The organism is Leptothrix cholodnii SP-6 (assembly GCF_000019785.1).
GTDB classification, from domain to species: domain Bacteria; phylum Pseudomonadota; class Gammaproteobacteria; order Burkholderiales; family Burkholderiaceae_C; genus Sphaerotilus; species Sphaerotilus cholodnii.
Genome location: NC_010524.1, coordinates 4,479,164 through 4,501,341 on the forward strand (window position 1 = coordinate 4,479,164; position 22,178 = coordinate 4,501,341).

22 protein-coding genes and 2 tRNA genes are annotated in these 22,178 nt (G+C 69.1%); 9 read left to right on the forward strand and 15 right to left on the reverse strand.

Annotation, left to right across the window (positions count from 1 at the left end; translation table 11 throughout):
- Window positions 1–5 precede the first annotated feature (5 nt).
- From rplB to galE, 15 genes are all read right to left on the reverse strand, one after another.
- Window positions 6–830 (reverse strand): 50S ribosomal protein L2, encoded by an 825-nt coding sequence (gene rplB / locus LCHO_RS19900; protein ID WP_012348995.1) that lies wholly within the window; start codon window positions 828–830, stop codon window positions 6–8.
- A complete protein-coding gene (rplW, locus tag LCHO_RS19905; RefSeq protein ID WP_012348996.1) occupies window positions 830–1,156 on the reverse strand; it encodes a 50S ribosomal protein L23 in 327 nt (108 codons plus the stop codon). The genes rplB and rplW overlap by 1 nt, the downstream gene beginning before the upstream one ends.
- Window positions 1,153–1,773 carry a 50S ribosomal protein L4 gene (gene rplD, locus LCHO_RS19910; RefSeq protein WP_012348997.1) on the reverse strand — a complete coding sequence of 207 codons (621 nt, stop codon included), beginning with the start codon at window positions 1,771–1,773 and terminating at the stop codon, window positions 1,153–1,155. Before rplD ends, rplW begins: the two co-directional genes overlap by 4 nt.
- Window positions 1,773–2,453, reverse strand: a complete 681-nt coding sequence (gene rplC, locus LCHO_RS19915) for a 50S ribosomal protein L3 (protein WP_012348998.1) — start codon at window positions 2,451–2,453, stop codon at window positions 1,773–1,775. The genes rplD and rplC overlap by 1 nt, the downstream gene beginning before the upstream one ends.
- A 349-nt stretch (window positions 2,454–2,802) precedes the next feature.
- A tRNA-Gly gene (locus tag LCHO_RS19920) sits at window positions 2,803–2,878 on the reverse strand.
- Window positions 2,879–2,902: 24 nt separating this feature from the next.
- Window positions 2,903–2,978: transfer RNA gene (locus LCHO_RS19925), tRNA-Phe, on the reverse strand.
- A gap of 50 nt (window positions 2,979–3,028) precedes the next feature.
- The gene (locus LCHO_RS19930) at window positions 3,029–3,751 is read right to left on the reverse strand and encodes a response regulator (RefSeq protein ID WP_012348999.1); all 723 of its coding nucleotides are present in this window, start codon (window positions 3,749–3,751) and stop codon (window positions 3,029–3,031) included.
- Between the two features lie 7 nt (window positions 3,752–3,758).
- Complete coding sequence (locus tag LCHO_RS19935; RefSeq protein ID WP_012349000.1) at window positions 3,759–6,083, reverse strand: sensor histidine kinase; 2,325 nt, start codon at window positions 6,081–6,083, stop codon at window positions 3,759–3,761.
- A 27-nt stretch (window positions 6,084–6,110) separates the two neighbouring features.
- Window positions 6,111–6,680: a DUF4390 domain-containing protein gene (locus tag LCHO_RS19940; RefSeq protein ID WP_012349001.1), complete on the reverse strand. Its 570-nt coding sequence runs from the start codon at window positions 6,678–6,680 to the stop codon at window positions 6,111–6,113.
- 165 nt (window positions 6,681–6,845) lie between these two features.
- Window positions 6,846–8,207: a 16S rRNA (cytosine(967)-C(5))-methyltransferase RsmB gene (gene rsmB / locus LCHO_RS19945; protein ID WP_012349002.1), complete on the reverse strand. Its 1,362-nt coding sequence runs from the start codon at window positions 8,205–8,207 to the stop codon at window positions 6,846–6,848.
- A 27-nt stretch (window positions 8,208–8,234) separates the two neighbouring features.
- Complete coding sequence (locus tag LCHO_RS19950) at window positions 8,235–9,125, reverse strand: hypothetical protein (RefSeq protein WP_043704528.1); 891 nt, start codon at window positions 9,123–9,125, stop codon at window positions 8,235–8,237.
- Between the two features lie 179 nt (window positions 9,126–9,304).
- Window positions 9,305–9,865 (reverse strand): LemA family protein, encoded by a 561-nt coding sequence (locus LCHO_RS19955; RefSeq protein WP_012349004.1) that lies wholly within the window; start codon window positions 9,863–9,865, stop codon window positions 9,305–9,307.
- A 30-nt stretch (window positions 9,866–9,895) separates the two neighbouring features.
- Window positions 9,896–10,603 (reverse strand): 7-cyano-7-deazaguanine synthase QueC, encoded by a 708-nt coding sequence (gene queC / locus LCHO_RS19960; protein WP_012349005.1) that lies wholly within the window; start codon window positions 10,601–10,603, stop codon window positions 9,896–9,898.
- Between the two features lie 16 nt (window positions 10,604–10,619).
- A complete protein-coding gene (locus LCHO_RS19965) occupies window positions 10,620–11,900 on the reverse strand; it encodes a glutamate-5-semialdehyde dehydrogenase (protein WP_043705963.1) in 1,281 nt (426 codons plus the stop codon).
- Between the two features lie 45 nt (window positions 11,901–11,945).
- The gene (gene galE / locus LCHO_RS19970) at window positions 11,946–12,986 is read right to left on the reverse strand and encodes a UDP-glucose 4-epimerase GalE (RefSeq protein WP_012349007.1); all 1,041 of its coding nucleotides are present in this window, start codon (window positions 12,984–12,986) and stop codon (window positions 11,946–11,948) included.
- Between the two features lie 136 nt (window positions 12,987–13,122).
- Between galE and LCHO_RS19975 the strand changes: the two genes are divergently transcribed.
- The 9 genes from LCHO_RS19975 to clsB all read left to right on the forward strand — a co-directional run bounded on the left by LCHO_RS19975 (window position 13,123) and on the right by clsB (window position 22,094).
- Window positions 13,123–13,641 carry a hypothetical protein gene (locus LCHO_RS19975; protein WP_012349008.1) on the forward strand — a complete coding sequence of 173 codons (519 nt, stop codon included), beginning with the start codon at window positions 13,123–13,125 and terminating at the stop codon, window positions 13,639–13,641.
- Between the two features lie 54 nt (window positions 13,642–13,695).
- A complete protein-coding gene (gene ubiB / locus LCHO_RS19980) occupies window positions 13,696–15,264 on the forward strand; it encodes a ubiquinone biosynthesis regulatory protein kinase UbiB (RefSeq protein WP_012349009.1) in 1,569 nt (522 codons plus the stop codon).
- A 118-nt stretch (window positions 15,265–15,382) separates the two neighbouring features.
- Window positions 15,383–15,709, forward strand: a complete 327-nt coding sequence (locus tag LCHO_RS23005) for an FmdB family zinc ribbon protein (protein WP_012349010.1) — start codon at window positions 15,383–15,385, stop codon at window positions 15,707–15,709.
- Between the two features lie 43 nt (window positions 15,710–15,752).
- Window positions 15,753–16,412: a DUF502 domain-containing protein gene (locus LCHO_RS19990; protein WP_012349011.1), complete on the forward strand. Its 660-nt coding sequence runs from the start codon at window positions 15,753–15,755 to the stop codon at window positions 16,410–16,412.
- A gap of 93 nt (window positions 16,413–16,505) precedes the next feature.
- Entirely contained in the window at window positions 16,506–18,302 is a 1,797-nt protein-coding gene (gene aspS / locus LCHO_RS19995) for an aspartate--tRNA ligase (protein WP_012349012.1), read from the forward strand.
- Window positions 18,303–18,465: 163 nt separating this feature from the next.
- Window positions 18,466–19,386 carry a prenyltransferase gene (locus tag LCHO_RS20000; protein ID WP_012349013.1) on the forward strand — a complete coding sequence of 307 codons (921 nt, stop codon included), beginning with the start codon at window positions 18,466–18,468 and terminating at the stop codon, window positions 19,384–19,386.
- Between the two features lie 46 nt (window positions 19,387–19,432).
- A complete protein-coding gene (gene nudB / locus LCHO_RS20005; RefSeq protein WP_043705968.1) occupies window positions 19,433–19,912 on the forward strand; it encodes a dihydroneopterin triphosphate diphosphatase in 480 nt (159 codons plus the stop codon).
- On the forward strand, window positions 19,909–20,739 hold the full coding sequence (locus LCHO_RS20010; protein ID WP_012349015.1) for an endonuclease/exonuclease/phosphatase family protein: 831 nt from the start codon (window positions 19,909–19,911) through the stop codon (window positions 20,737–20,739). Before nudB ends, LCHO_RS20010 begins: the two co-directional genes overlap by 4 nt.
- The gene (gene clsB, locus LCHO_RS20015; RefSeq protein ID WP_012349016.1) at window positions 20,739–22,094 is read left to right on the forward strand and encodes a cardiolipin synthase ClsB; all 1,356 of its coding nucleotides are present in this window, start codon (window positions 20,739–20,741) and stop codon (window positions 22,092–22,094) included. Before LCHO_RS20010 ends, clsB begins: the two co-directional genes overlap by 1 nt.
- The last annotated feature ends 84 nt before the right edge of the window (window positions 22,095–22,178 follow it).

Sequence of the window (22,178 nt, forward strand, 5' to 3'; positions counted from 1 at the left end):
TCTTATTACTTCTTGCGACGCGAGACGATGAACGTCTGCGTGCGCTTGTTGTTGCGGGTGCGGTAGCCCTTGGTGAGGGTGTTCCACGGAGACACCGGCGCCTGACCTTCGCCGGTGCGGCCTTCGCCGCCGCCGTGCGGGTGGTCCACCGGGTTCATCGCCACGCCGCGAACGGTCGGGCGGATACCCAGCCAACGCTTCGCACCGGCCTTGCCGTACTGGCGCAGGTTGTGCTCTTCGTTGGAGACTTCACCGATGGTGGCACGGCAGTCGATGTGGATCTTGCGAACCTCACCCGAGCGCAGGCGAACCTGGGCGTAGATGCCTTCACGGGCCATCAGCGTCACCGAGGTGCCAGCCGAACGCGCGATCTGCGCACCCTTGCCGGGCATCATCTCGACGCAATGGATGGTCGAGCCCACGGGGATGTTGCGGATCGGCAGCGTGTTGCCGGCCTTGATCGGCGCTTCGGCGCCGTTCAGGACCGTCTGACCCGCTTCCAGGCCACGCGGCGCAATGATGTACGAACGCTCGCCATCCGCGTAGCAGATCAGCGCGATGTGCGCCGTGCGGTTGGGGTCGTATTCGATGCGCTCGACCTTCGCGGGGATGCCGTCCTTGTTGCGACGGAAGTCCACCACGCGGTAGTGATGCTTGTGACCGCCGCCCTTGTGGCGAACGGTGATGTGACCGTTGTTGTTACGGCCAGCGTTCTGCATCTGGGGCTCGAGCAGCGACGCTTCGGGCTTGCCCTTGTGCAGGTGCTTGTGCACGATCTTCACCACGCCACGACGGCCTGGCGAAGTCGGTTTGACCTTGACGACAGCCATTACGCGGCCTCCCCGGAGAAGTTGAGTTCCTGACCCGCCTTCAGAGAGACATAGGCCTTGCGCAGGTGGTCACGACGGCCGGTACGGCCGCCGAAGCGCTTGGTCTTGCCCTTCTGGTTGAGCACCTGGACCGACTCGACCTCGACCTTGAACATCAGTTCAACGGCGGCCTTGATCTCGATCTTGGTGGCGTCCTGCAGCACCTTGAACAGCACTTGATTGTGCTTTTCGCCGATGCTGGTGGCCTTCTCGGAAATGATCGGTGCGACCAGAACCTGGGCCAGGCGGCCTTCTGTAAACGTGCGACTGATGGGTGCGCGGCTCATGCGAACATCTCCTGCAGCTTGTCGATCGCAGCCTTGGTCACCAGGATCTTCTTGTAGAAGACCAGCGACAGCGGATCGGCATAACGCGGCTCAACCACCAGCACGTTGGCCAGATTGCGCGAGGCGAGAAACAGGTTCTCGTCGACCTCGTCGGCAATCACCAGCACGTGATCGAGGTTCATGGCCTTCAGCTTGGCGGCCAGCAGCTTGGTCTTGGGTGCGTCGAGCGTGATCGAGTCGATCACGGCCAGACGGCCTTCGCGAGCCAGCTGCGAGAAGATCGACGCCATGCCGGCGCGATACATCTTCTTGTTGACCTTCTGGGTGAAGTTCTCGTCCGGGCTGTTCGGGAAGATCCGACCACCGCCACGCCACAGAGGCGAAGACGTCATACCGGCACGAGCGCGGCCGGTACCCTTCTGGCGGAACGGCTTCTTGGTCGAGTGGTGAACCTGCTCACGATCCTTCTGAGCGCGGGTGCCTTGACGGGCGTTGGCCTGGTAGGCCACCACGATCTGATGGATCAGCGATTCGTTGTAGTCACGTGCGAACACGGTGTCAGGAGCATCCACCTTGGCGGTGGCCTGGCCCTGCTCGTTCAGGAGCTCGAGCTGCATCAGTTGGCCCCTTTCTTGAGCTTGACCTTCACGGCCGGACGCACGGTGACAAAGCCACCCTTGGCACCCGGGACCGCGCCCTTGACCAGCAGCAGCTGGCGGGCTTCGTCGACGCGCACGACATCGAGGTTCTGGGTGGTGACGGTGTCGTCACCCAGGTGACCGGACATCTTCTTGCCCGGGAACACGCGACCCGGGTCCTGCGCCATCGAGATCGAGCCCGGCACGTTGTGCGAGCGCGAGTTGCCGTGGGAGGCACGCTGCGAGCCGAAGTGGTGACGCTTGATGGTGCCGGCGAAGCCCTTGCCGATCGTCGTGCCTTGCACGTCGACCTGCTGGCCGGCCTGGAACATCGCGATCGGCAGTTGCGAGCCCGGCTTGCATTCAGCAGCCACTTCGGCGCTGACGCGGAACTCTTGCAGCAACTCGCCGGATTCGACACCGGCCTTGGCCAGGTGACCGGCCTCGGGCTTGGTCACGCGCGATGCCTTGCGAGCACCAAAGGCCACCTGAACGGCGCTGTAGCCGTCGGTTTCCACCGTCTTGATCTGGGCGACCCGGTTGTTGGACACGTCGAGCACGGTCACGGGCACGGCATCGCCGTCGTCCGTGAAGATGCGCATCATGCCCACCTTGCGGCCCAGCAAACCGAGGCGTTGGCCCGGATTGGGGGTAGTCATGGTTTTTCTCCAATGCCCGACATCGATTGGCCGGGCTGACTGATGAGTCCCGCTCTGATGCAACTCGACCGATCACCGACCGGCTGCACCATCACGAGACGCCTGAACTGGACGCAGGTTATCCCACGTCCGGGAAAGCTCGCGATGCTAGCACAAGCCGCAGCCTTACCACAAGATTCAGCCCAGAGCCCAACCTGCGACCGCCCACCGGAATGCCCGACAGAACCCACGAGCCCCACTCGATGACCCGAACACGAGGCACACCAGCCAAGCACCCGAGCATCGGGCGCCCCAATACAAAAAGCCCCGAGCACCAAAGTGCGCGGGGCTTTTCGTCATGAAAAACGTGTGGAGCGGGATAAGAGACTCGAACTCTCGACCTATACCTTGGCAAGGTATCGCTCTACCAACTGAGCTAATCCCGCACGCTGATCACAGCATTCAATCTTTGGTGGCCTGGGGCGGAATCGAACCACCGACACGCGGATTTTCAATCCGCTGCTCTACCAACTGAGCTACCAGGCCGTCGAGCCAGCTACTATAACACCAACTTCTGCTTGTTCAACAAAAATGCGTCAATTGCCGCCACGCTTGTTGCGGCTGAGGTCCACGCCCAACTGCTTGAGCTTGCGATACAGGTGCGTGCGCTCAAGGCCGGTACGCTCGGCCACCCGCGTCATGCTGCCGTTTTCGCGGGCGAGGTGGAACTCGAAATACGCCTTCTCGAAGGCATCTCTGGCCTCGCGCAGCGGCCGGTCGAGAGAAAAGTTCTGGTCCGACTGGGGGCCGCTGGACAGCACCGATATCACCGGCTGAGGCACCGAGTTCAGCATCGGCTGCAGATCGATCGAGCGGTAGTCGCGATCGTTGCGCATGGGCACAGGCGCCGGCATCGTTGCCGCGAGCGGGGCCATCGATCGCTGCGGCGGCGGGACCGGTTTGGCCAGGCCCTGCTCGACCGCACGCAGCAGTTTCTGCAAGGTGATCGGCTTCTCGAGGAACGCCATCGCCCCGTATTTGGTCGCCTCGACCGCGGTATCGATCGTGCCGTGACCCGACATCATGATCACCGGCATGCCCAGTTGCGCCGTGGTGCCCCACTCCTTGAGCAGCGTGATGCCGTCGACGTCGGGCATCCAGATGTCGAGCAGGACCAGATCGGGTCGCAGGCGCTCGCGCGCGGCACGCGCCTGGACGGCGTTCTCGGCCAGTTCGACGAAGTGACCTTCGTCGGTGAGGATTTCTTGCAGCAGGGCGCGAATGCCCATTTCGTCGTCGACGACTAGGATGTTGGCCATTGATGGATCAGGACACGCTCACGATGGGGGGCGGGATTCGGCCACGGGCGGCCCGGGGTTCGGATGGCTGCGGCGCACTCGCCGCCCAGCGCGAAAATGATATCGAAACTTGTGCACCGCTCTTTGCGCCGGCACCTGTTGACGCTGTCGCGGCATCGGCCAGATTGCTCAGTCGGATGCGGGCTCCGTGCTCGTCGATGATCTTCTTGACCACCGCCAGCCCCAAGCCGGTACCGCGAGACTTGGTCGTGACATAGGGCTCGAAGGCTCGCTTCAGCAATGCCTCGCTGAAACCGGGGCCATTGTCGAGCACCTTGAGCTGCACGCTGCGCAGACTGCCGTCGTCATCGCGGAAAGTCGCCTCGGTGCTGACGGTCACGTGGCCCTCGCTGCGATCGGCCACCGCGTCGAGGCCGTTCTGGACCAGGTTGTGGATGACCTGCCGCAACTGGCTTGCGTCACCCAGCAAGGCAGGCAACGCGGCGCCCAGCCGAGCCTCGAGCCGGCCGGACTCCTGCTGCACCGCGTAGAGCCCCAGCACCTCGGCCACCAGCTCGTTGAGGTCGAGCGGCGCCAGCTGGGCGGACGGCAGGCGGGCGTAGTCGCGGAACTCGTTGACGATGGTCTTGAGCGCTTGCACCTGCGCGACGATGGTAGCCACCGAACGCGCCAGCATCTGCTGGTCGGCCGGTTCGGCGAGCTTGGCCTCGAGCTTGTGCTGCAGGCGCTCGGCCGACAGCTGGATCGGCGTGAGCGGGTTCTTGATCTCGTGCGCCACCCGCCGCGCCACCTCCGCCCAGGCGACGCTGCGCTGGGCCGACACCACCTCGGTGATGTCGTCGAACACGATCAGCCGGGTGCCGTCGGGCAGCAGCGCGCCGCGCACCAGCAGCGTGAGATCGGCCGTCAGCACCGGACCGAGCTCGAAGGTGTCCTGCCACTGGCCGTGTTCGGGGCCATCGGACTCCTGCATGGCCTGCAGGAAATGCTGATCGATCGCGCGCGAGAACGCCTCGAGCCCCGGCACCTGGGCCAGCGCATGACCCTGCCATGCCTGCATCGGCACGCGCAGGATGCGCGCCGCCCCCGGATTGACGGTGTCGATCCCACCGCGCCCGGTGAACAGGATCACGCCGGTGGTGAGGTTGTCGAGAATCGTCTGCAAGTGCCGCTTGGCGTTCTCGGCCTCGGCCAGCGTGGTCTGGACGAGCGCACGCGCGTCGGCCAGCTGCTGGGTCATGTCGGCAAACGAGCGGGTCAGGCCGCCGAGCTCGTCGCGCGAGCTGAACACCTCGGTGGGCGTGAGATCGCCGCGCGCGACCTGCCGCACACCCTCGGCCAGCACCACCAGCGGCCGGGCCAGCTGATGGCCGAGCACCGCCGCCATCAGCAGGGCGCTGAACACGCCGAGGATGAGCGCCAGCGTGAGCGTGCCGATGTACATCTTGCGCAGGCCGACCCGGCCGAGCGAGCGCTGCTGGTACTCGCTGAACGCCGACTGCACCCGCAGCGCGTTGGCCGCCAGTTCGGCCGGGATCAGCTGCGTCACCTGCAGGAACCGATCCTCGTTGCCGAGGCTGTAGTCGCTCGACGGCACCCAGGCGATCGCCCTGACGCGGGCACTGGATGCGATGGCCGGATTGGCCCGGCCGGCCGGTTCCTCATCCAGCCCCTCGAGTAGCGAGATCACCCGGGCGCTGCGGGCCTGGCGCAGCATCGAAGTGGTGGGTCGGTCCGGCAACGGCGCCCCCGCGATCGAGCCGCCGGCCGAATACAGCACCTTGCCGCTGGGCGACAGCACCGCCACGCTCTGTGCGGCGAGCTGTTCGCGCAGGCGCTCGAGCGCCAGGACCTGCATGCGGTCGGGCGCGTCGGCGGCCCGCTCGGCGGCCACGCGGGTCTTGCCGGCCAGGTCGTTGACGAGGATCTGCAGCGTGCTGCGCCCGAGGTTCAGCCCCGCTTCGAGCGCGCCGTCGACCTCGACGTCGAACCAGCTCTCGATGCTGCGCGAGACGAACTGGTACGAGACGCCGTAGATCACCGCCCCGGGAAACACGCCGACAAACGCGAAGATCGCCGCCAGCTTGAACAGCAGCTTGCTGCCGAACTTGCCGTGCCGCATGCGCCGGGCCAGGTGCAGCACGGCCAGCACGATGACCACGCCCAGCGCCGTGGCGACGCCGATGTTGACCCACAGCAGCCAGCCGAAATGGCGCTCGTAGAGGGCCCGGTTGTTGGTCGCCACCGCCAGCAGGAAGGCCAGCACCAGCACGGCGGCACCGGTGGCGATCAGGGCGACCAGCAGTGTCCAGCGCAGGGAACGGCGGCTCATGGTGGAAGGCGGATGCGCTGGCAGCGCTCAACGCGTCTGCGGCAGCAGTCGAATCGTACGCTCGATGCGCAGCGCCCATTCGGGCTGGCTGCCGATCGTGATCTGCAGCGGCCGGGGCAACTGATCGACATCGAGCCGGTAGCGGAAGTCGACGTACTCGGCGTCCTCGCCATCACCGAGATCGGCGATGCGCCAGCGATTGAGGCGCTGCAACGAACGCAGCGCATCGCTGAGCGTGGAATAGGTCTGCGACAGCCCGCCCAGGCTGACGCGGTAGCTGAAGGTCAGCGGCTGGTAGCTCAGGCGCCAGGTGCGGCTGGTGCGGGCGATGCGCTTGTCGGGCCAGTACCAGCGCTCGCGCATCACGTCCGCCTCGGCGACGAAATGCAGCGCCACGCCCTTCTGCAGCGCGCCCTCGACCCCCTGCGGCAGCTCGAAGCGGGCCTCGAAATCCAGCAGCACGCCCTGCTCGGTACGCACCGCCTCGAGGCGCGTCAGCTCGATCACGTCGGACGCGGCATGCGCCCCGGCGCCCCATCCCGCCCCCAGCGCCAGCAGCAACGCCGCAGCACCGATGCGCCGCCGGCTCACGGACATCGACGGGCACGACGACACCTCATCGGCATGGCGGCAGGCAGGGCGTTCTTCGGTGACGACAGGGGGCACGGCAGCGGCGGGCGGTGGCGACGTCGCCCGGCCTGGCTGCGCACCAGGCCGCATCCGGTCCGGACGGCCACGCAACCCGCTCTGCGACGCATCGGTTCACATCGATTTGTCCAGCCGGGCATAAAAAAAGCCGTCGCCAGCGACGCTGGCAACCTCCCCGGCCTGGGCCGGATTGTCGACGACACCCAGCAGATGACCGGGCGACGGCCTGGCGATCGCACCGGGTGTTCGTTGTAAAAACGCAGCAACCTGGCCCGAACCCTCGGCCCGGAACACCGAACACGTTGCGTAGACGAGACGCCCGCCCGGCTTGAGCAACCCCCAGAGGGCATCGAGCAGGCGCGACTGGGTGGCCGCCAGCGCCTTGATGTCGCTGGCGCGACGCAACCAGCGCACGTCGGGGTGACGGCGCACGATGCCCGAGGCGCTGCAGGGCGCGTCGAGCAGGATCGCGTCGAACGGCTGCCCGTCCCACCAGCGCGACGGCTCGCCGGCATCGGCCACCGCCAGCGCGGCACGCAGGCCGACACGCTGCAGGGTCTGCTCGACGCGGGCCAGGCGGGTGGCATCGACATCGAGCGCCAGCAGGTCGAGTTCGGCCAGTTCGAGCAGATGGGCGGTCTTGCCACCCGGCGCGGCGCAGGCATCGAGCACGCGCGCACCCGGCGCCAACCGATCCGGCCCGCTGCCGATCAGCAGCGGCGCGGCCACCTGGGCCGACAGATCCTGCACCGACACCCGCCCGCGCTCGAACCCGGGCAAGGCCTGCACCGGCGCCGGCTTGTGCAGCACCAGCGCATGGCTCGACACGACCTGCGCCTCGATGCCGATGGCCGCCAGTTCGGCCCGGTAGCCCGCCGCGTCCGTCTGGCGCGCGTTGACGCGCAAGGCCATCGGCGCGTGCTGGTTGGCGGCGCCGAGCAGCGCCTGCCATTGTTTGGGCCAGTCGCGCTGCAATTGATCGATCCACCAGCGCGGGTGCTGATGGCGCACCACCGGATCGGCGGCCTCCCAGCGCGGCACGAGCGCGTCGCGCTCGCGCAGGAAACGTCGCAGCACCGCATTCACGAACGACGCGCTGGCCGGCGCCCGGACGTGTGCGCAGGCCACCGCCTGGTCGACCAGGGTGTGCGGTGCATAGGGCTGCGGCTCACGCGGCCAGAGCAGCGCGAGCGCGCTTAACAACAGCGAATGGACCGGCGGCGGCGGCATGCGCGCGGCCAGGTGCGCACGCGCCGCCTGCGCGCCGCCCAGGCAGCGCAGCACGTGGAAACTCAGGGCCTGGCAGCCCGGCCGGGCCGGCGCCGGACAGGCGGCGAGCGCCTCGTTCAGCGAATGGCCGGCCAGCACCAGCGCGACGGCGTCGGCGGTGTGGCCGAGCAGGCGATGCAGAGGCAGGGACTGAGGTGACGGGGCGGCGCCGATCGGCGGCTGGGGGGCGGGTGGGGCAGGTTTCACGGCCGGCAGTCTACGGCCGCGGCACCGCTACCCGTGATCGGGCAACTGATTGAAGTGGCGCGCCAGCTCGGGCGGCATCGGCGTGTCGAGCAGGCCACAGGCCAGCCGCAGCGCTTCGGCGCCGTCCAGGCTCAGATCGACGCCGGGCTGGGCCGCCTCGACCCAGGCACGCGCCAGCATCGGACGGCGCATCCAGTCGAGCGTCTGCAGGGTGCGCAGCCCCTTCACCAGCGCGTCCGGAGCCGGCACCTGGCAAGCCGGCGGGTGCGGCGCTGGGCCCCAGACCGACAGCACCACCGCACGGTGCCAGGCCGCACCGGCGGCACCGACCACGGCATGCGGGTCGGCCGCCGGCACCAGCCGCGCCAGATAGGCGCTGAGTCCGGCGATGGCCTGGCGCATGGCCAGCGGCAGGCCGGCGAGTTCGCCGGCGTCGCGGGCCCCGCCCCGATGCAGCGGCGCCGGGCCGTTGAAGCGATGCCGCACCAGCAGCAGCGCCAGCCGATCGAGCGGTCGCACGCGACCGTCGGCGCACATCACGCGGCGCACCGCCATCAGCAGGGCCTGACGCTCGGCCAGCGGCGACTCGGCGCACTGCGCGAGCACCGCCTCGAGGGCCGACAGGCGCGCGGCAGCCGGCAAGGTCTGCACCAGGCGGCGCCCCCCCTCGGCCGTCATGACGCCGTGGCATTCCTCGACAAAGGCCTGACGCTCGCGCGCGCTGCCGGGCGTGAGCAGCAAGGCCAGCAGCAGCGCGCGCTGCTCGCCCGGCCCGCGCATGCGCCGCAAGCGCGCCCACGCCTTCAATTCGACCTCGTCGAGCAGGCGGGGCGCCAGGTTTGCCGCGCGGCCGGCGGGCAGGCCCTGCCACTCGGCACGGGCCGGCCGCCCCGCGGCCGCGCCTTCGGCGAGCGGCACGGTGTCGGGGTCTGCTGGAGGAATCTCGGGTCGATGCATCACGCTGCCAAGGGGTACGGCGGAATCAGGGGTGCCGGGCGGCATCAGGTCGGGCAATTCGTGTGGGGCCGATCGTCCGCGCGCGGCCCGAGCTTGTCCAGCCGCAAGTTGTATCGTGCATCGGGCCGGCGCCGGCCGCCTCAGATCGGCGGGAACTCGGGCGCGGCATGGAAGCCGAACAGGCCGGCCACCAGCGTGGTCGGAAACAGGGCCACCGCGCGGTTGTATTCGTCGGCCGACTGGTTGTAGACCAGCCGCGAAAAGGCGATCTGCTCCTGCAGCGCATCACGCTGGCGCAGCAGGTCGCTGACGACCGGGTCGGGGCCGATGCCGGACGTGAGGTCCTGCAGGGCGTGGCCGAGCTCGTCGAGCGCGGCCACCAGCACCTCCTCGGCAATCGCCAGCTGCTGCAGCACGTCGCCGCGCAGGGGGCGCTGCTGGACGTTGTCGCTGGCGCGACCGGCCTGGCTGGCGGACGTCAGCGTGGCTTCGATCAGCGCTTCATCCTGCGGCTCGGTGATGCGGGTGCGCGAGACCTCGGCCAGCGTCAACGCCACGGCATGGCGCTGCCGCAGCTGGCTGGCCAGCGGCGCAAACGCCGTGCGCATGCTGTTGCGCAGGCGCACCAGGCGGTTGTAGGCGCCGAGTGTCCACAGACCCAGGATCGTCGCCAGGACGATCAGCACGAGACGCGATGGCAAACCCGCTGCTCCGATCCGACGCGGCGCAGCTCAGCGCCCGCCCAGCCACGCGGCATGGCCGGCGTGCCTGAGTTCGCAGGCCGGGCAGTGGCCGCAACCGTGACCCCAGGCGTGGCGCTGGCCGCGCTCGCCGAGGTAGCAGGTGTGGGTGTGTTCGGTGATCAGCTCGACCAGCGGGGCACCGCCGAGGTCTTCGGCCAGCGTCCAGGTCTGCGCCTTGGTCAGGAACATCAGCGGCGTCTCGATCGTCATCGGCGCGGCCAGGCCGAGCGAGAGCGCCACCTGCAGCGCCTTGAGCGTGTTGTCGCGGCAGTCGGGATAGCCGGAGTAGTCGGTCTCGCACATGCCACCCACCAGCACGCTGGCGCTGCGCCGATAGGCCAGCGTGGCCGCCATGCCGAGGAACAGCAGGTTGCGGCCGGGCACGAAGGTGTTGGGCAGACCGTTGGCCTGCAGCTCGATCTCGCGCTCGGTGGTGAGCGCGGTGTCGGAGATCTGCGCCAGCAGTGACAGGTCGAGCAGGTGATCGGCGCCGAGCCGCTCGGCCCAGTCCGGGAACTGCTCGCGCAGCTGCGCCAGCACGGTCAGCCGGCAGTCGAGTTCGATGCGGTGGCGCTGGCCGTAGTCGAACGCCAGCGTCTCGACATGGGCGAAACGTGTCAGCGCCCAGGCCAGGCAGGTGGTCGAGTCCTGCCCACCCGAAAACAGCACGAGCGCAGTGCGCGAATCGCGGTTCATGGCGACTCCCCGGCGCTCAGCCGCGCACCTCGCCCTGGCCGAGCACGATGTATTTCAGCGAGGTCAGCCCCTCCAGCCCGACCGGGCCGCGGGCGTGGAACTTGTCGGTGCTGATGCCGATCTCGGCGCCCAGGCCGTATTCGAAGCCGTCGGCGAAGCGGGTGCTGGCGTTGACCATCACGCTGGCCGAATCGACCTCGCGCAGGAAGCGCATCGCGTTCGGGTGGCTGGTGGTCAGGATCGCCTCGGTGTGGTGCGAGCTGTAGCGGTTGATGTGGGCGATCGCGTCATCGAGCGAATCGACCAGCTTGATGCTGATGATCGGGGCCAGGTATTCCTCGGACCAGTCGGCCTCGGTGGCGTCGACCAGCTTGGCACCCGGCACGGCGGACAGGATGGCCTTGGCGCGCGGGCCGCAGCGCATCTCGACACCCTTGGCCGCAAAGATCGCGCCGATGCGTGGCAGAAAGGCCTGTGCCTGCTCGACGTGCACCAGCAGCGACTCGGTGGCGTTGCAGGGGCTGTACTTCTGCGTCTTGGCGTTGTCGGTGACGACCAGCGCCTGCTCGATGTCGACCTGGGCGTCGATGTAGGTGTGGCAGTTGCCGTCGAGGTGCTTGATCACGGGCACCTTGGCTTCGGCGCTGATGCGCTCGATCAGGCCCTTGCCGCCGCGCGGGATGATCACGTCGACGTACTCGGGCATCGCGATCAGGCGGCCGACGGCGGCGCGGTCGGTGGTCTCGACCAGCTGCACCGCTTCGGCCGGCAGGCCGGCGTCGGTCAGCGCGGCCTGCACCAGCTTCCAGAGCGCCAGGTTGGAGTGCAGCGCCTCGGAGCCACCACGCAGGATGGCCGCATTGCCGCTCTTGATGGCGAGCGAGGCGGCCTCGATGGTGACGTTGGGCCGGCTCTCGTAGATCATGCCGAAGACACCCAGCGGCACGCGCATCTGGCCCACGCTGATGCCGCTCGGGCGCTGGCGCAGGTGCAGGATCTCGCCGATCGGGTCGGGCATCGCGGCGAGCTGCTCGCAGCCTTCGGCGACGGTGGCGATGGCCTTGGCGTCGAGCTTGAGGCGGTCGAGCATCGGGCCGGCCAGGCCGGCGGCCTCGGCGGCGGCGAGGTCACGCGCGTTGGCTTCGGCCAGCGCCGGGCCGGCTTCGCGCAGGCGGCGCGCCAGCGCCAGCAGGGCGCGGTTCTTGGCGGCGGTGGTGGCCGCGGCCATGCGGGCCGAGGCGCTGCGCGCGGCAGCGCCGACGTGGGCCATGTAGGCGGAAATGTCGAGCACGTTCATGCCCGAATTGTCGCAGAGCAACCCCGCGCTGCGGGGCATGCGGGATCAGGCCGACAGCGACTGCCCGACCACCGGCGCGTAGCCCTGCGGGTTGCGCGATTGCCAGCGCCAGCTGTCGGCGCACATCGCGTCGAGACCGAGTTCGGCCTGCCAGCCCAGCAGCTCACGCGCCAGGGCCGGGTCGGCATAGCAGGAGGCCACGTCACCCGGGCGCCGGGCGACCGTCTTGAACGGCACGGCACGGCCGCTGGCGCGCTCGAAGGCGCGGATCACGTCGAGCACGCTGTAGCCCTGGCCGGTGCCGAGGTTGACGGTGAGCGACTGCTTGCGCTCCAGCAGATGGCGCACGGCGGCAACATGGCCGGCCGCGAGGTCGACCACGTGGATGTAATCGCGCACGCCGGTGCCGTCGGGGGTGTCGTAGTCGTTGCCGTAGACCTGCAGGAACGGCCGCTTGCCCACCGCCACCTGCGCCACGTAAGGCATCAGGTTGTTCGGGATGCCGCGCGGGTCTTCGCCGATCAGGCCACTCGAATGTGCGCCCACCGGATTGAAATAGCGCAGGTAGGCGATCTTCCAGCGCGAGTCGCAGCGCTCGAGTTCACGCAGCAGCTGTTCGCCCATCAGCTTGGTCAGGCCGTAGGGATTGGTCGCCGACAGGGCCGAGTCCTCGCGGATCGGCAGGGTTTCGGGCTGGCCGTAGACCGTCGCCGACGAACTGAAGACGAGCGAGAACACGTCCTGCGCGGCCATCGCCTGGCCCACGCTGACCAGCCCGCCGAGGTTGTTGCGGAAATACTCGAGCGGCTGTTCGGCCGACTCGCCCACCGCCTTGTGCGCGGCGAAATGCACCACCGCCTGCACGCCGTGCGCGGCGATGATGCGCTCCATGGCCGCGGTGTCGTTGACGTCGGCCTCCTCGAACGCCGGGGCCTCGCCCAGCAGACCGGCCAGGCGATCCAGGACCTGCGGGGAGCTGTTGGCGAAGTTGTCCACCCCCAGGACACGGTAGCCCGCCTTGTGCAGGGCGAGCCAGGTGTGCGAGCCGATGTAGCCGGTGGCGCCAGTGAGGAGGACAGTGGTCATGGTGTGCGCTTCCGCTGAAGCAAGGCCGACCACGAATGCGGACCGGTCACCCTGCTCTGAACATTCTGGCAAAGCAGGTCGGCGTCGAGCCCGGTGCGACATCGAGCATTCGTGAACTGCCTCCTACAATCGCCAGATGTTTCAAGCGCTGCTCGAACCGCTGGGGCGCGAAGCCCTCGCGCGGCTCACCCTCCTGCTCAATCACGTGATCTCGGCCGAGCCCGAAGCCATGCGCCGTCTGGTCGGCCAGGCCGGCGGCAGCATCGGCATCGAATGGCAACGCTGGCCGGCCCTGCTGCCACCGCCGCCGCCCGCGGCCTGGCGCATCACGCCCGCCGGCCTGCTCGAGCTGGACGACGGCAGCGTCGCGCCCGCCAGCGGTGCCGCGCTGCTGGTCGGCCTGGATCACCAGGCGCTGTTCGGCTGGCTGCTCGGCGGTGCGCGTGGCCGCCCGCCGATGGATGTTCATGGCGACGTGGCCCTGGCCGCCGAGGTGAGCTGGCTGGCCGAGAACCTGCGCTGGGACATCGAGGACGACCTCGCCCGCGTGATCGGCGATGCGCCGGCACACCAGCTGGCGCAGGTCGGCCGCGCCATCGCGCAGGGCGTGCAGGCCCTGGTGCAGCGCGTGCGCCCGGCGGCACCCGACGCGTGAGCACCCGCTCAGCGCGCCCGGCGGCATCGCCGGCCCGACCCCGAGCCTGACGCCATGAAAAACTGGCCTCGACTGGCGTTCATCGCCTGGGTGCTGCTGCGCCAGGGCATGGATCAGCTCGTGCTGAGCCACATGCCGCACGCCAGCCTGCGACTGCTCGCGCGGCTGATGTCGATCGGCCGCACCCACCACGAACCACGCGGTGTGCGACTGCGCATGGCGCTCGAGCGCCTCGGGCCGATCTTCGTCAAGTTCGGCCAGGTGCTCTCGACCCGCCGCGACCTGATCCCGCACGACATCGCCAACGAACTGGCCAAGCTGCAGGACCGCGTGCCGCCGTTCCCGAGCGACGTCTCGCGCGCGGCCGTCGTGCAATCGCTGGGCCGGCCGATCGAGGAGGTGTTCGCCAGCTTCGACGCCGACCCGGTGGCCAGCGCGTCGATCGCGCAGGTTCACTTCGGCGTGCTGCACGACGGCCGCGAAGTCGCCGTCAAGGTGCTGCGCCCGAACGTGCTGAACATCATCGAGGCCGACCTGGCGCTGCTGCGCGTGGCCGCGGCCTGGCTCGAGCGGCTGTCGCCCGACGGCCGCCGGCTGCGTCCGCGCGAGGTGGTGGCCGAGTTCGACAACTACCTGCACGACGAGCTCGACCTCGGCCGCGAGGCCGCCAACGCCGCCCAGCTGCGCCGCAACATGGGCGGGCTCGACCTGATCATGCTGCCCGAGATGATCTGGGACCTCTCGAGCGCCGAGGTGCTGGTGATGGAGCGCATGCACGGCGTGCCGATCAGCCAGATCGAGACCCTGCGTGCCGCCGGCATCGACATCCCCAAGCTGGCCCGCGACGGCGTGACGATCTTCTTCACGCAGGTCTTCCGCGACGGTTTCTTCCATGCCGACATGCACCCCGGCAACATCATGGTGTCGACCGCGCCGGCCACCTTCGGGCGCTACATCGCGCTCGATTTCGGCATCGTCGGCACGCTCGATTCGCGCGACAAGGAATACCTGGCGCAGAACTTCCTGGCCTTCTTCCGGCGCGACTACCGGCGCGTCGCCGAGCTGCACATCGAGTCCGGCTGGGTGCCGGCCAGCACCCGGGTCGACGAACTCGAGGGCGCGGTGCGCGCGGTCTGCGAGCCGCATTTCGACCGCCCGTTGAAGGACATCTCGCTCGGCCAGGTGCTGCTGCGGCTGTTCCAGACCTCGCGGCGCTTCAACGTCGAGATCCAGCCGCAGCTGGTGCTGCTGCAGAAGACGCTGCTCAACGTCGAGGGGCTGGGCCGCCAGCTCGACCCCGAGCTCGACCTCTGGCAGACCGCCAAGCCCTTCCTCGAACGCTGGATGAACGAGCAGGTCGGCTGGCGCGCGCTGCTAGGCTCGATCAAGGACGAGGCGCCGCGCTACGCCAAGCTGCTGCCCGAACTGCCGCGCCTGCTGCACGATGCACTGCAGGCCCACGCCCGGCCGCAGCGCCCGTCCGACGAACTGCTGCTGGCGCTGCTGCATGAACAACGGCGCACCAACCGGCTGCTGCTGACGGTGTTCTATCTGATCGGCGGCTTCGTCGCGGGCGGCCTGTTTGCCCACTGGATCCTGCCCGGGCTGCTGCACCTGTTGTAAGCGACCGCTCGCACACTTGTGCACTGCCGCATGCGGCCACCCGATCTGCGCGGGCCGCAGCACCAAGGCAGCGCTGGCACCTATAATTTCGCGTTTTGAATCAACGGTTTAGCCTTCCATGCCGATTTACGCTTACCGCTGCAGCGCGTGTGGACATGCCAAAGACGTGCTGCAGAAGATCTCCGACCCGGTGCTGAGCACCTGCCCGGCCTGCGGCGCAGAGTCTTTTTCGAAACAGCTGAGCGCGCCGGGCTTCCAGCTCAAGGGCTCGGGCTGGTACGCCACCGACTTCCGCAACGGCGGTGCCGCCACCACGGGTGCGGCGGCGGCGGCCACCGCGTCCGACAGCAGCGCAGCCGCGCCGGCCGGCGACGCCGCCAGCCCGGCCTCCGGCTCCGCCACCTCGCCGCCAGCGGCTTGCGGCGGCTCGTGCGCCTGCCACTGATGCACCGGCACCGCCCCTCCCCTCCAACACGCGTCAGAGTCCAGTGAAGAAATACATCATCGCGGGCCTGCTCGTCTGGCTGCCCCTGGCGATCACGATCTGGGTGCTCGCCTGGGTGGTCGGCCTGCTCGACGGCGTCTTCCAGGCGCTGCTGGCACTGGCCGGTGCGGTGCTGCCGGCCGGCGCCGGCGAGGCGCTCGACCGCCTCGCCCACGTGCCCGGCCTGGGCGTGCTGCTGCTGGTGCTGACAATGCTGCTGACGGGCATGTTCGTCGCCAACTTCGTCGGCCAGTGGTGGCTGCGCCAGTGGGACCGCATCCTCGGCCAGATCCCGATCGTCAAGTCGATCTACAACTCGGTCAAGCAGGTTTCCGACACGCTGTTCTCGAGCAGCGGGCAGGCCTTCCGCGAAGCCGTGCTGGTGCAGTACCCGCGCCAGGGCATCTGGACGATCGCCTTCGTGACCGGCAAGCCCGGCGGCGAAGTGGCCGCTCACCTGAGCGACGACTTCGTCAGCCTCTACGTGCCGACGACGCCCAATCCGACCTCGGGCTTCTTCCTGATGGCCCCGCGCGCCGACGTGCGCGTGCTGGCCATGAGCGTCGACGAGGCGCTGAAGTACATCATCTCGATGGGCGTGGTCGGCCCCGACGGCAACGGCAGCCCGTCGATCCAGCCGATCCCGGCGCCGGTGCAGAACTGACCGGCCGTCCGACCCCCCTCACAACCCCAGACGGGGCCGCCTCGCGGGCCACATCGCGCCAGGCAGGCCACCCCGCTTTCCCGGAGATTTCCCATGCGCAGCAGCTATGCCGGCCAGGTCAGCGAAAAGCTGATGGGCCAGACCGTCACCCTGATGGGTTGGGCCCACCGTCGCCGTGACCACGGCGGTGTCATCTTCATCGACCTGCGCGACCGCGAAGGCCTGGTGCAGATCGTCTGCGACCCCGACCGGGCCGAGATGTTCAAGACCGCCGAAGGCGTGCGCAACGAGTTCTGCCTGAAGATCGTCGGCCTGGTGCGCGCGCGCCCGTCCGGTACCGAAAACGCCAACCTGGTGAGCGGCAAGGTCGAGGTGCTGTGCCATGAACTCGAGGTGCTGAACCCGAGCGTGACGCCGCCGTTCCAGATCGACGACGAGAACCTCAGCGAAACCACCCGCCTGACGCACCGCGTGCTCGATCTGCGCCGCCCGCAGATGCAGAAGAACCTGATGCTGCGCTACCGCGTGTCGATGGAGGTGCGCAAGTTCCTCGACGCCAACGGCTTCATCGACATCGAGACGCCGATGCTGACCAAGAGCACGCCCGAAGGTGCGCGTGACTACCTGGTGCCCAGCCGCGTCAACGACGGCCATTTCTTCGCGCTGCCGCAGTCGCCCCAGCTGTTCAAGCAGCTGCTGATGGTGGCGGGTTTCGACCGCTACTACCAGATCACCAAGTGCTTCCGCGACGAAGACCTGCGCGCCGATCGCCAGCCTGAATTCACGCAGATCGATATCGAGACCTCGTTCCTGAGCGAGGAAGAGATCCGCGGCATGTTCGAGGGCATGATCCGCACCGTCTTCCGCAACACCATCGGCGTCGACCTGCCCGGCTACCCGGTCATGACCTACGCCGACGCGATGCACAAGTACGGCTCCGACAAGCCCGACCTGCGCGTCAAGCTGCAGTTCACCGAGCTGACCGACGTCATGCGCGACGTCGACTTCAAGGTCTTCTCCGCGCCCGCGCAGAGCAAGAACGGCCGCGTCGTCGCCCTGCGCGTGCCGGGCGGCGCCGACATGAGCCGCGGCGAGATCGACGGCTACACCGAGTTCGTCAAGATCTACGGCGCCAAGGGCCTGGCCTGGATCAAGGTCAACGACGTCGCCAAGGGCCGCGAGGGCATGCAGTCGCCGATCGTCAAGAACCTGCACGACGCGGCCATCGCCGAGATCATCGCCCGCACCGGCGTGTGCAACGGCGACCTGATCTTCTTCGGCGCCGACAAGGCCAAGGTGGTCAATGACGCCATCGGCGCGCTGCGCGTGAAGGTCGGCCACAGCGACTTCGGCAAGAAGAACGGCCTGTTCGAGGACAAGTGGGCGCCGCTGTGGGTGGTCGACTTCCCGATGTTCGAACACGACGACGAAGGCGACCGCTGGAACGCCGTGCACCACCCGTTCACGGCACCGAAGGACGGCCATGAAGACTACATGGACACAGACCCGGGCAAGTGCATCGCCAAGGCCTACGACATGGTGCTCAACGGCTGGGAACTCGGCGGCGGTTCGGTCCGTATCCACAAGGCCGAGGTGCAGAGCAAGGTGTTCTCGGCGCTGAAGATCGGCAAGGAAGACGCGCAGGTCAAGTTCGGCTTCCTGCTCGACGCGCTGCAGTACGGCGCGCCGCCGCACGGTGGCCTGGCCTTCGGCCTGGACCGGATCGTCACGATGATGACCCGCGCCGAGTCGATCCGCGACGTGATCGCCTTCCCGAAGACCCAGCGCGCCCAGTGCCTGCTGACCGGCGCGCCCAGCCTGGTCGACGAGAAGCAGCTGCGCGAGCTGCACATCCGGCTGCGCAACGCCGGGGCGGCCGGCAACGCCTGAGTTCGACGCACCCACCGCGGCCTGTGCGCCGCGCGCTCGTTGCACAAGGCCGGTCGATTGACCGGCCTTGTTCGTTTATGGCCCGTCACAGATACCCCCGGCCGCATGCCCGGATCTTGATCGAGAGCAAGTTCGCCGCGCCACGATCTGCGACCCTCGGCGCATGGACTTCACACTTGCAAGACGTTGGGTGGCAGCGACCCGGCCCGGTTTTCTGGTCGTCACGCTGCTGGGCGTGCTGCTCGGCAGCGCGGTGGGGATGGCCTGCGGCGGCCCGGGCGACTGGATCGGCGGCGCGGCCGCGCTGCTGCTGGCGCTGCTGACGCACGCCGCGATCAACCTGCACAACGACTGGGGCGACGCCCAGATCGGCTCGGACGCCATCAACACCGGCCGCATCGGGCCGTTCTCGGGCGGCTCGCGGGTGGTGCAGGACGGCATCTTCAGCGTCGAACAGCTGCGCGACGCGGTCCAGATGCTGGGCGTGATCGTGATCGGCGGCGGCATCCTGCTGACCGCGCGGGTCGGCCCGGGCCTGCTGCCGATCGGCCTGGCCGGGCTGGTGATCGGTTACGCCTACTCCCACCCGCGGCTGGCGCTGATGTCGCGCGGCGTGGGTGACGTGGCGGTGGCGCTGAGCTGGTGGCTGGTGGTGCTGGGCGCCGACTACGTGCAGCGCCGCCAGTTCGACGTCATGCCGGCGATCGCCGGCGTCAGCCTGGCCTTGATGGTGGCCGGCATCCTGTGGGTGGCCGAGTTCCCCGATGCCGCCGCCGACGCGCAGGCCGGCAAGCGCACGCTGGTGGTCCGCCTCGGGCCGCTGCCCTCGGCCTGGGTCTATCTGCTGCTCGTGGTGGTGGCGCATGCCTGGGTGGCGTGGTGGTGGGCGATCGAGTGGCTGCCGACGTCGGCCTGGTGGGCGCTCGGCTCGGCGCCGCTGAGTGCCGCCGCCGCGGCGAGCCTGCTGCGCCACGCCCGCCAGCCGCAGCGCCTGCGGCCGACCCTGGTGCTGACGCTCGCCGCCACCGTGCTGCACGGCATGCTGCTGATCGCCGCCTACGTCGCCGTCGTGCGGCTGCGCTGACGCCGGCACGCCCCCGCCGGCACGGCCTGCCGCTATGCTGGCAGGCATGACCGACAGCCCCCGCCCGCCCAAGATTCCCGAGTCCGTGCTGGTCGTGATCCACAGCCCGGCGCTCGACGTGCTGCTGATCGAGCGGGCCGACAAGCCCGGTTTCTGGCAGAGCGTGACCGGCTCGAAGGACCACCTCGACGAGCCTGCCGCGATGACCGCCCGGCGCGAGGTCGCCGAGGAAACCGGCATCGTGATCGGCAGCGCCGCCGTGCCCGACGACGCGCTGGTCGACTGGGCCCTGCGCAACGTCTACGAGATCTACCCGGTCTGGCGCCACCGTTACGCGCCGGGCGTGACGCACAACACCGAACACGTCTTCGGCCTGACGGTGCCGCGTGACACCCCGGTGGTGCTGGCCCCGCGCGAGCATCTGCAGCATGTCTGGCTGCCGTGGCGCGAGGCGGCCGACCGCTGTTTTTCGCCGAGCAACGCCGAAGCCATCCTGCAACTGCCGCGTCTGAGGAAAGCGCCATGAACATCCGATCGGCCTCGCGGCGAGCCGCGGGCGCGCTGCACGCACCGCCGCCCGCCCGCGCCGACAAGGACGGCTCGCGCCTGCGCGTGGCCACCTACAACATCCACAAGGGCGTGCGCGGCATGGGGCCGCAGAAGCGGCTCGAGATCCACAACCTCGGCATGGGCGTGCAGGCGCTCGACGCCGACCTGGTCTGCCTGCAGGAAGTGCGGCTGTTCCATCACGGCGACGCCAACCGCTTCGACCACACCCATTTCGGCTGGCCGAAGCAGGGCCAGGCCGAGTTCCTGGCGCCCGAAGGCTACGAGAGTGCCTACCGCACCAACGCCGTCACGCGCGGCGGCGAACACGGCAACGCGCTGCTGTCGCGCTGGCCGCTGGGTGATGTCGGCCACCACGACGTCTCCGACCACCGCTTCGAGCAGCGCGGCCTGCTGCACACGATGGTGCAGTGGCACGGCGTGACGGTGCACACCATCGTGGCCCATTTCGGGCTGATCCACGCCAGCCGGGTGCGCCAGGCCGAGCGGCTGGGCGACTACATCGACGCGAAGATCCCGCGTGGCGCGCTGGTGGTGGTGGCGGGCGACTTCAACGACTGGGGCGAGCGGCTGGACCCGATCATCGGCGCCGCCGGCCTGCAGCGCGCGGCGCCACCGGACGCGCGGCGCGGGCCGCTGACCTTCCCGTCGCGCATGCCGCTGTTCGCGCTCGACCGGGTCTACACCCGCGGCCTGCGCTGCGCCGACACCTTCGTGCCACGCGGGGCCGCCTGGGCCCGCATGTCCGACCATCTGCCGCTGGTGGTGGAGCTGGAGCGGGTGTGATGACACCGGGCTCGCCCCAGGGTGACGCCCCGCCGGCGGGCCACGACGACGCGACAGCCGCACGCGCCGCATCCCGCCGGGCGGCAGACAAGCAGCGCCAGGGGCTCGCCTGGTACCTGGTGCAGCGGCCGGTCTTCCTCGGTGGCAACGAGGCGACGCTGATGCGCGGCGGCACCGAGCTGTTTCCGGCCATGCTGCGGGCGATCCGCGGTGCGCGGCGCGAGATCTGGCTCGCCTCCTACATCTTCAACAACGACGCGCTCGCCTTCGAGGTTGCCGATGCGCTGGCCCAGGCCGCGCAGCGCGGCATCAAGGTGCGGGTGGTGGTGGACGGCTTCGGCTCCAAGCACTGCCGCCGTGAACTCGAGCAGCGCCTGAAGGCCGGCGGGCTGGCGCTGGCGGTGTTTCGCCCGATCGAGCGCTGGACCCACTGGCTGCAGCCCGGCCAGCTGCGCCGCCTGCACATGAAGCTGTGCACGGTCGACGGCGAGATCGCTTTCATCGGCGGCATCAACCTGATCGACGACCACGTCGACCTGCGCCACGGACGCACCGACGCGCCGCGGCTCGATTACGCCGTGCAGCTGCGCGGCCCGCTGGTGACGGCGGTGGAGCAGGTAGCGCGGGCAATGTGGTCACGCGCCTGGTACGGCCGTGACTGGCGCCAGGAGCTGCGCGTGCTGCTGTCGGCGCGCCAGCCGCTGCACGAGCTGCGCCGGCTGCTGCGCCAGCTGCGCATGCCGCGCCGCGCCGCGCCCGACGAACCCGCGCTGACGCCGGTGGCCGCCGCGCTGGTGGTGCGCGACAACCTGCGCCAGCGCCGCACCATCGAACGCGCCCACATCGAGGCGATGCGCCGGGCGCGCGAGCGCATCTGGCTGGTCACGCCCTATTTCTATCCGGGCGCCGACTTCCGTCGTGCACTGCGCGACGCGGCCGAGCGGGGTGTCCAGGTGCGGCTGCTGCTGCAGGGCAAGGTCGACTACCGGCTGGCCGCGCTGGCCGCCCGCGTGCTGTACCAGGAGCTGATGCAGCACGGCGTGCAGATCCACGAGTACACGCCGGCCTTCCTGCACGCCAAGGTGATGCTGGTCGACCGGCAGTGGTGCACCGTCGGCAGCTCCAACATCGACCCGCTGTCGCTGCTGCTGAACCTGGAGGCCAACCTGGTGGTGCAGGACGAGGGCTTCAACCGCGAACTGGCGGCCGACCTCGAACAGGCCTTCGCGTCCAGCCGCGAGGTGCAGCACGCCGAGCTGCGCGAACTCGGCTGGGTGCGCCTGAGCCGGCGCGCGATCGTGGCCTGGTGCGCCTACATCTACCTGCGCGTGGCCGGAGTCACCGGCAGGTACTGATAGGCCCCCAGGATGGCGGATACCCCATCCGCCCCCGAGGGGGTCAAGGAAACCTGGGGCGGCCCGGCGTTTCCTTGAGCGCGC

Excerpts from the sequence above, each read along its gene's own strand:
- rplB (WP_012348995.1), bottom strand. The coding sequence starts at position 830 with ATGGCTGTCGTCAAGGTCAAACCGACTTCGCCAGGCCGTCGTGGCGTG.
- rplW (WP_012348996.1), bottom strand. The coding sequence starts at position 1,156 with ATGAGCCGCGCACCCATCAGTCGCACGTTTACAGAAGGCCGCCTGGCC.
- rplD (WP_012348997.1), bottom strand. The coding sequence starts at position 1,773 with ATGCAGCTCGAGCTCCTGAACGAGCAGGGCCAGGCCACCGCCAAGGTG.
- rplC (WP_012348998.1), bottom strand. The coding sequence starts at position 2,453 with ATGACTACCCCCAATCCGGGCCAACGCCTCGGTTTGCTGGGCCGCAAG.
- LCHO_RS19930 (WP_012348999.1), bottom strand. The coding sequence starts at position 3,751 with ATGGCCAACATCCTAGTCGTCGACGACGAAATGGGCATTCGCGCCCTG.
- LCHO_RS19935 (WP_012349000.1), bottom strand. The coding sequence starts at position 6,083 with ATGAGCCGCCGTTCCCTGCGCTGGACACTGCTGGTCGCCCTGATCGCC.
- LCHO_RS19940 (WP_012349001.1), bottom strand. The coding sequence starts at position 6,680 with ATGTCCGTGAGCCGGCGGCGCATCGGTGCTGCGGCGTTGCTGCTGGCG.
- queC (WP_012349005.1), bottom strand. The coding sequence starts at position 10,603 with ATGAACCGCGATTCGCGCACTGCGCTCGTGCTGTTTTCGGGTGGGCAG.
- LCHO_RS19965 (WP_043705963.1), bottom strand. The coding sequence starts at position 11,900 with ATGAACGTGCTCGACATTTCCGCCTACATGGCCCACGTCGGCGCTGCC.
- galE (WP_012349007.1), bottom strand. The coding sequence starts at position 12,986 with ATGACCACTGTCCTCCTCACTGGCGCCACCGGCTACATCGGCTCGCAC.
- LCHO_RS19975 (WP_012349008.1), top strand. The coding sequence starts at position 13,123 with ATGTTTCAAGCGCTGCTCGAACCGCTGGGGCGCGAAGCCCTCGCGCGG.
- ubiB (WP_012349009.1), top strand. The coding sequence starts at position 13,696 with ATGAAAAACTGGCCTCGACTGGCGTTCATCGCCTGGGTGCTGCTGCGC.
- LCHO_RS23005 (WP_012349010.1), top strand. The coding sequence starts at position 15,383 with ATGCCGATTTACGCTTACCGCTGCAGCGCGTGTGGACATGCCAAAGAC.
- aspS (WP_012349012.1), top strand. The coding sequence starts at position 16,506 with ATGCGCAGCAGCTATGCCGGCCAGGTCAGCGAAAAGCTGATGGGCCAG.
- LCHO_RS20000 (WP_012349013.1), top strand. The coding sequence starts at position 18,466 with ATGGACTTCACACTTGCAAGACGTTGGGTGGCAGCGACCCGGCCCGGT.
- nudB (WP_043705968.1), top strand. The coding sequence starts at position 19,433 with ATGACCGACAGCCCCCGCCCGCCCAAGATTCCCGAGTCCGTGCTGGTC.
- LCHO_RS20010 (WP_012349015.1), top strand. The coding sequence starts at position 19,909 with ATGAACATCCGATCGGCCTCGCGGCGAGCCGCGGGCGCGCTGCACGCA.
- clsB (WP_012349016.1), top strand. The coding sequence starts at position 20,739 with ATGACACCGGGCTCGCCCCAGGGTGACGCCCCGCCGGCGGGCCACGAC.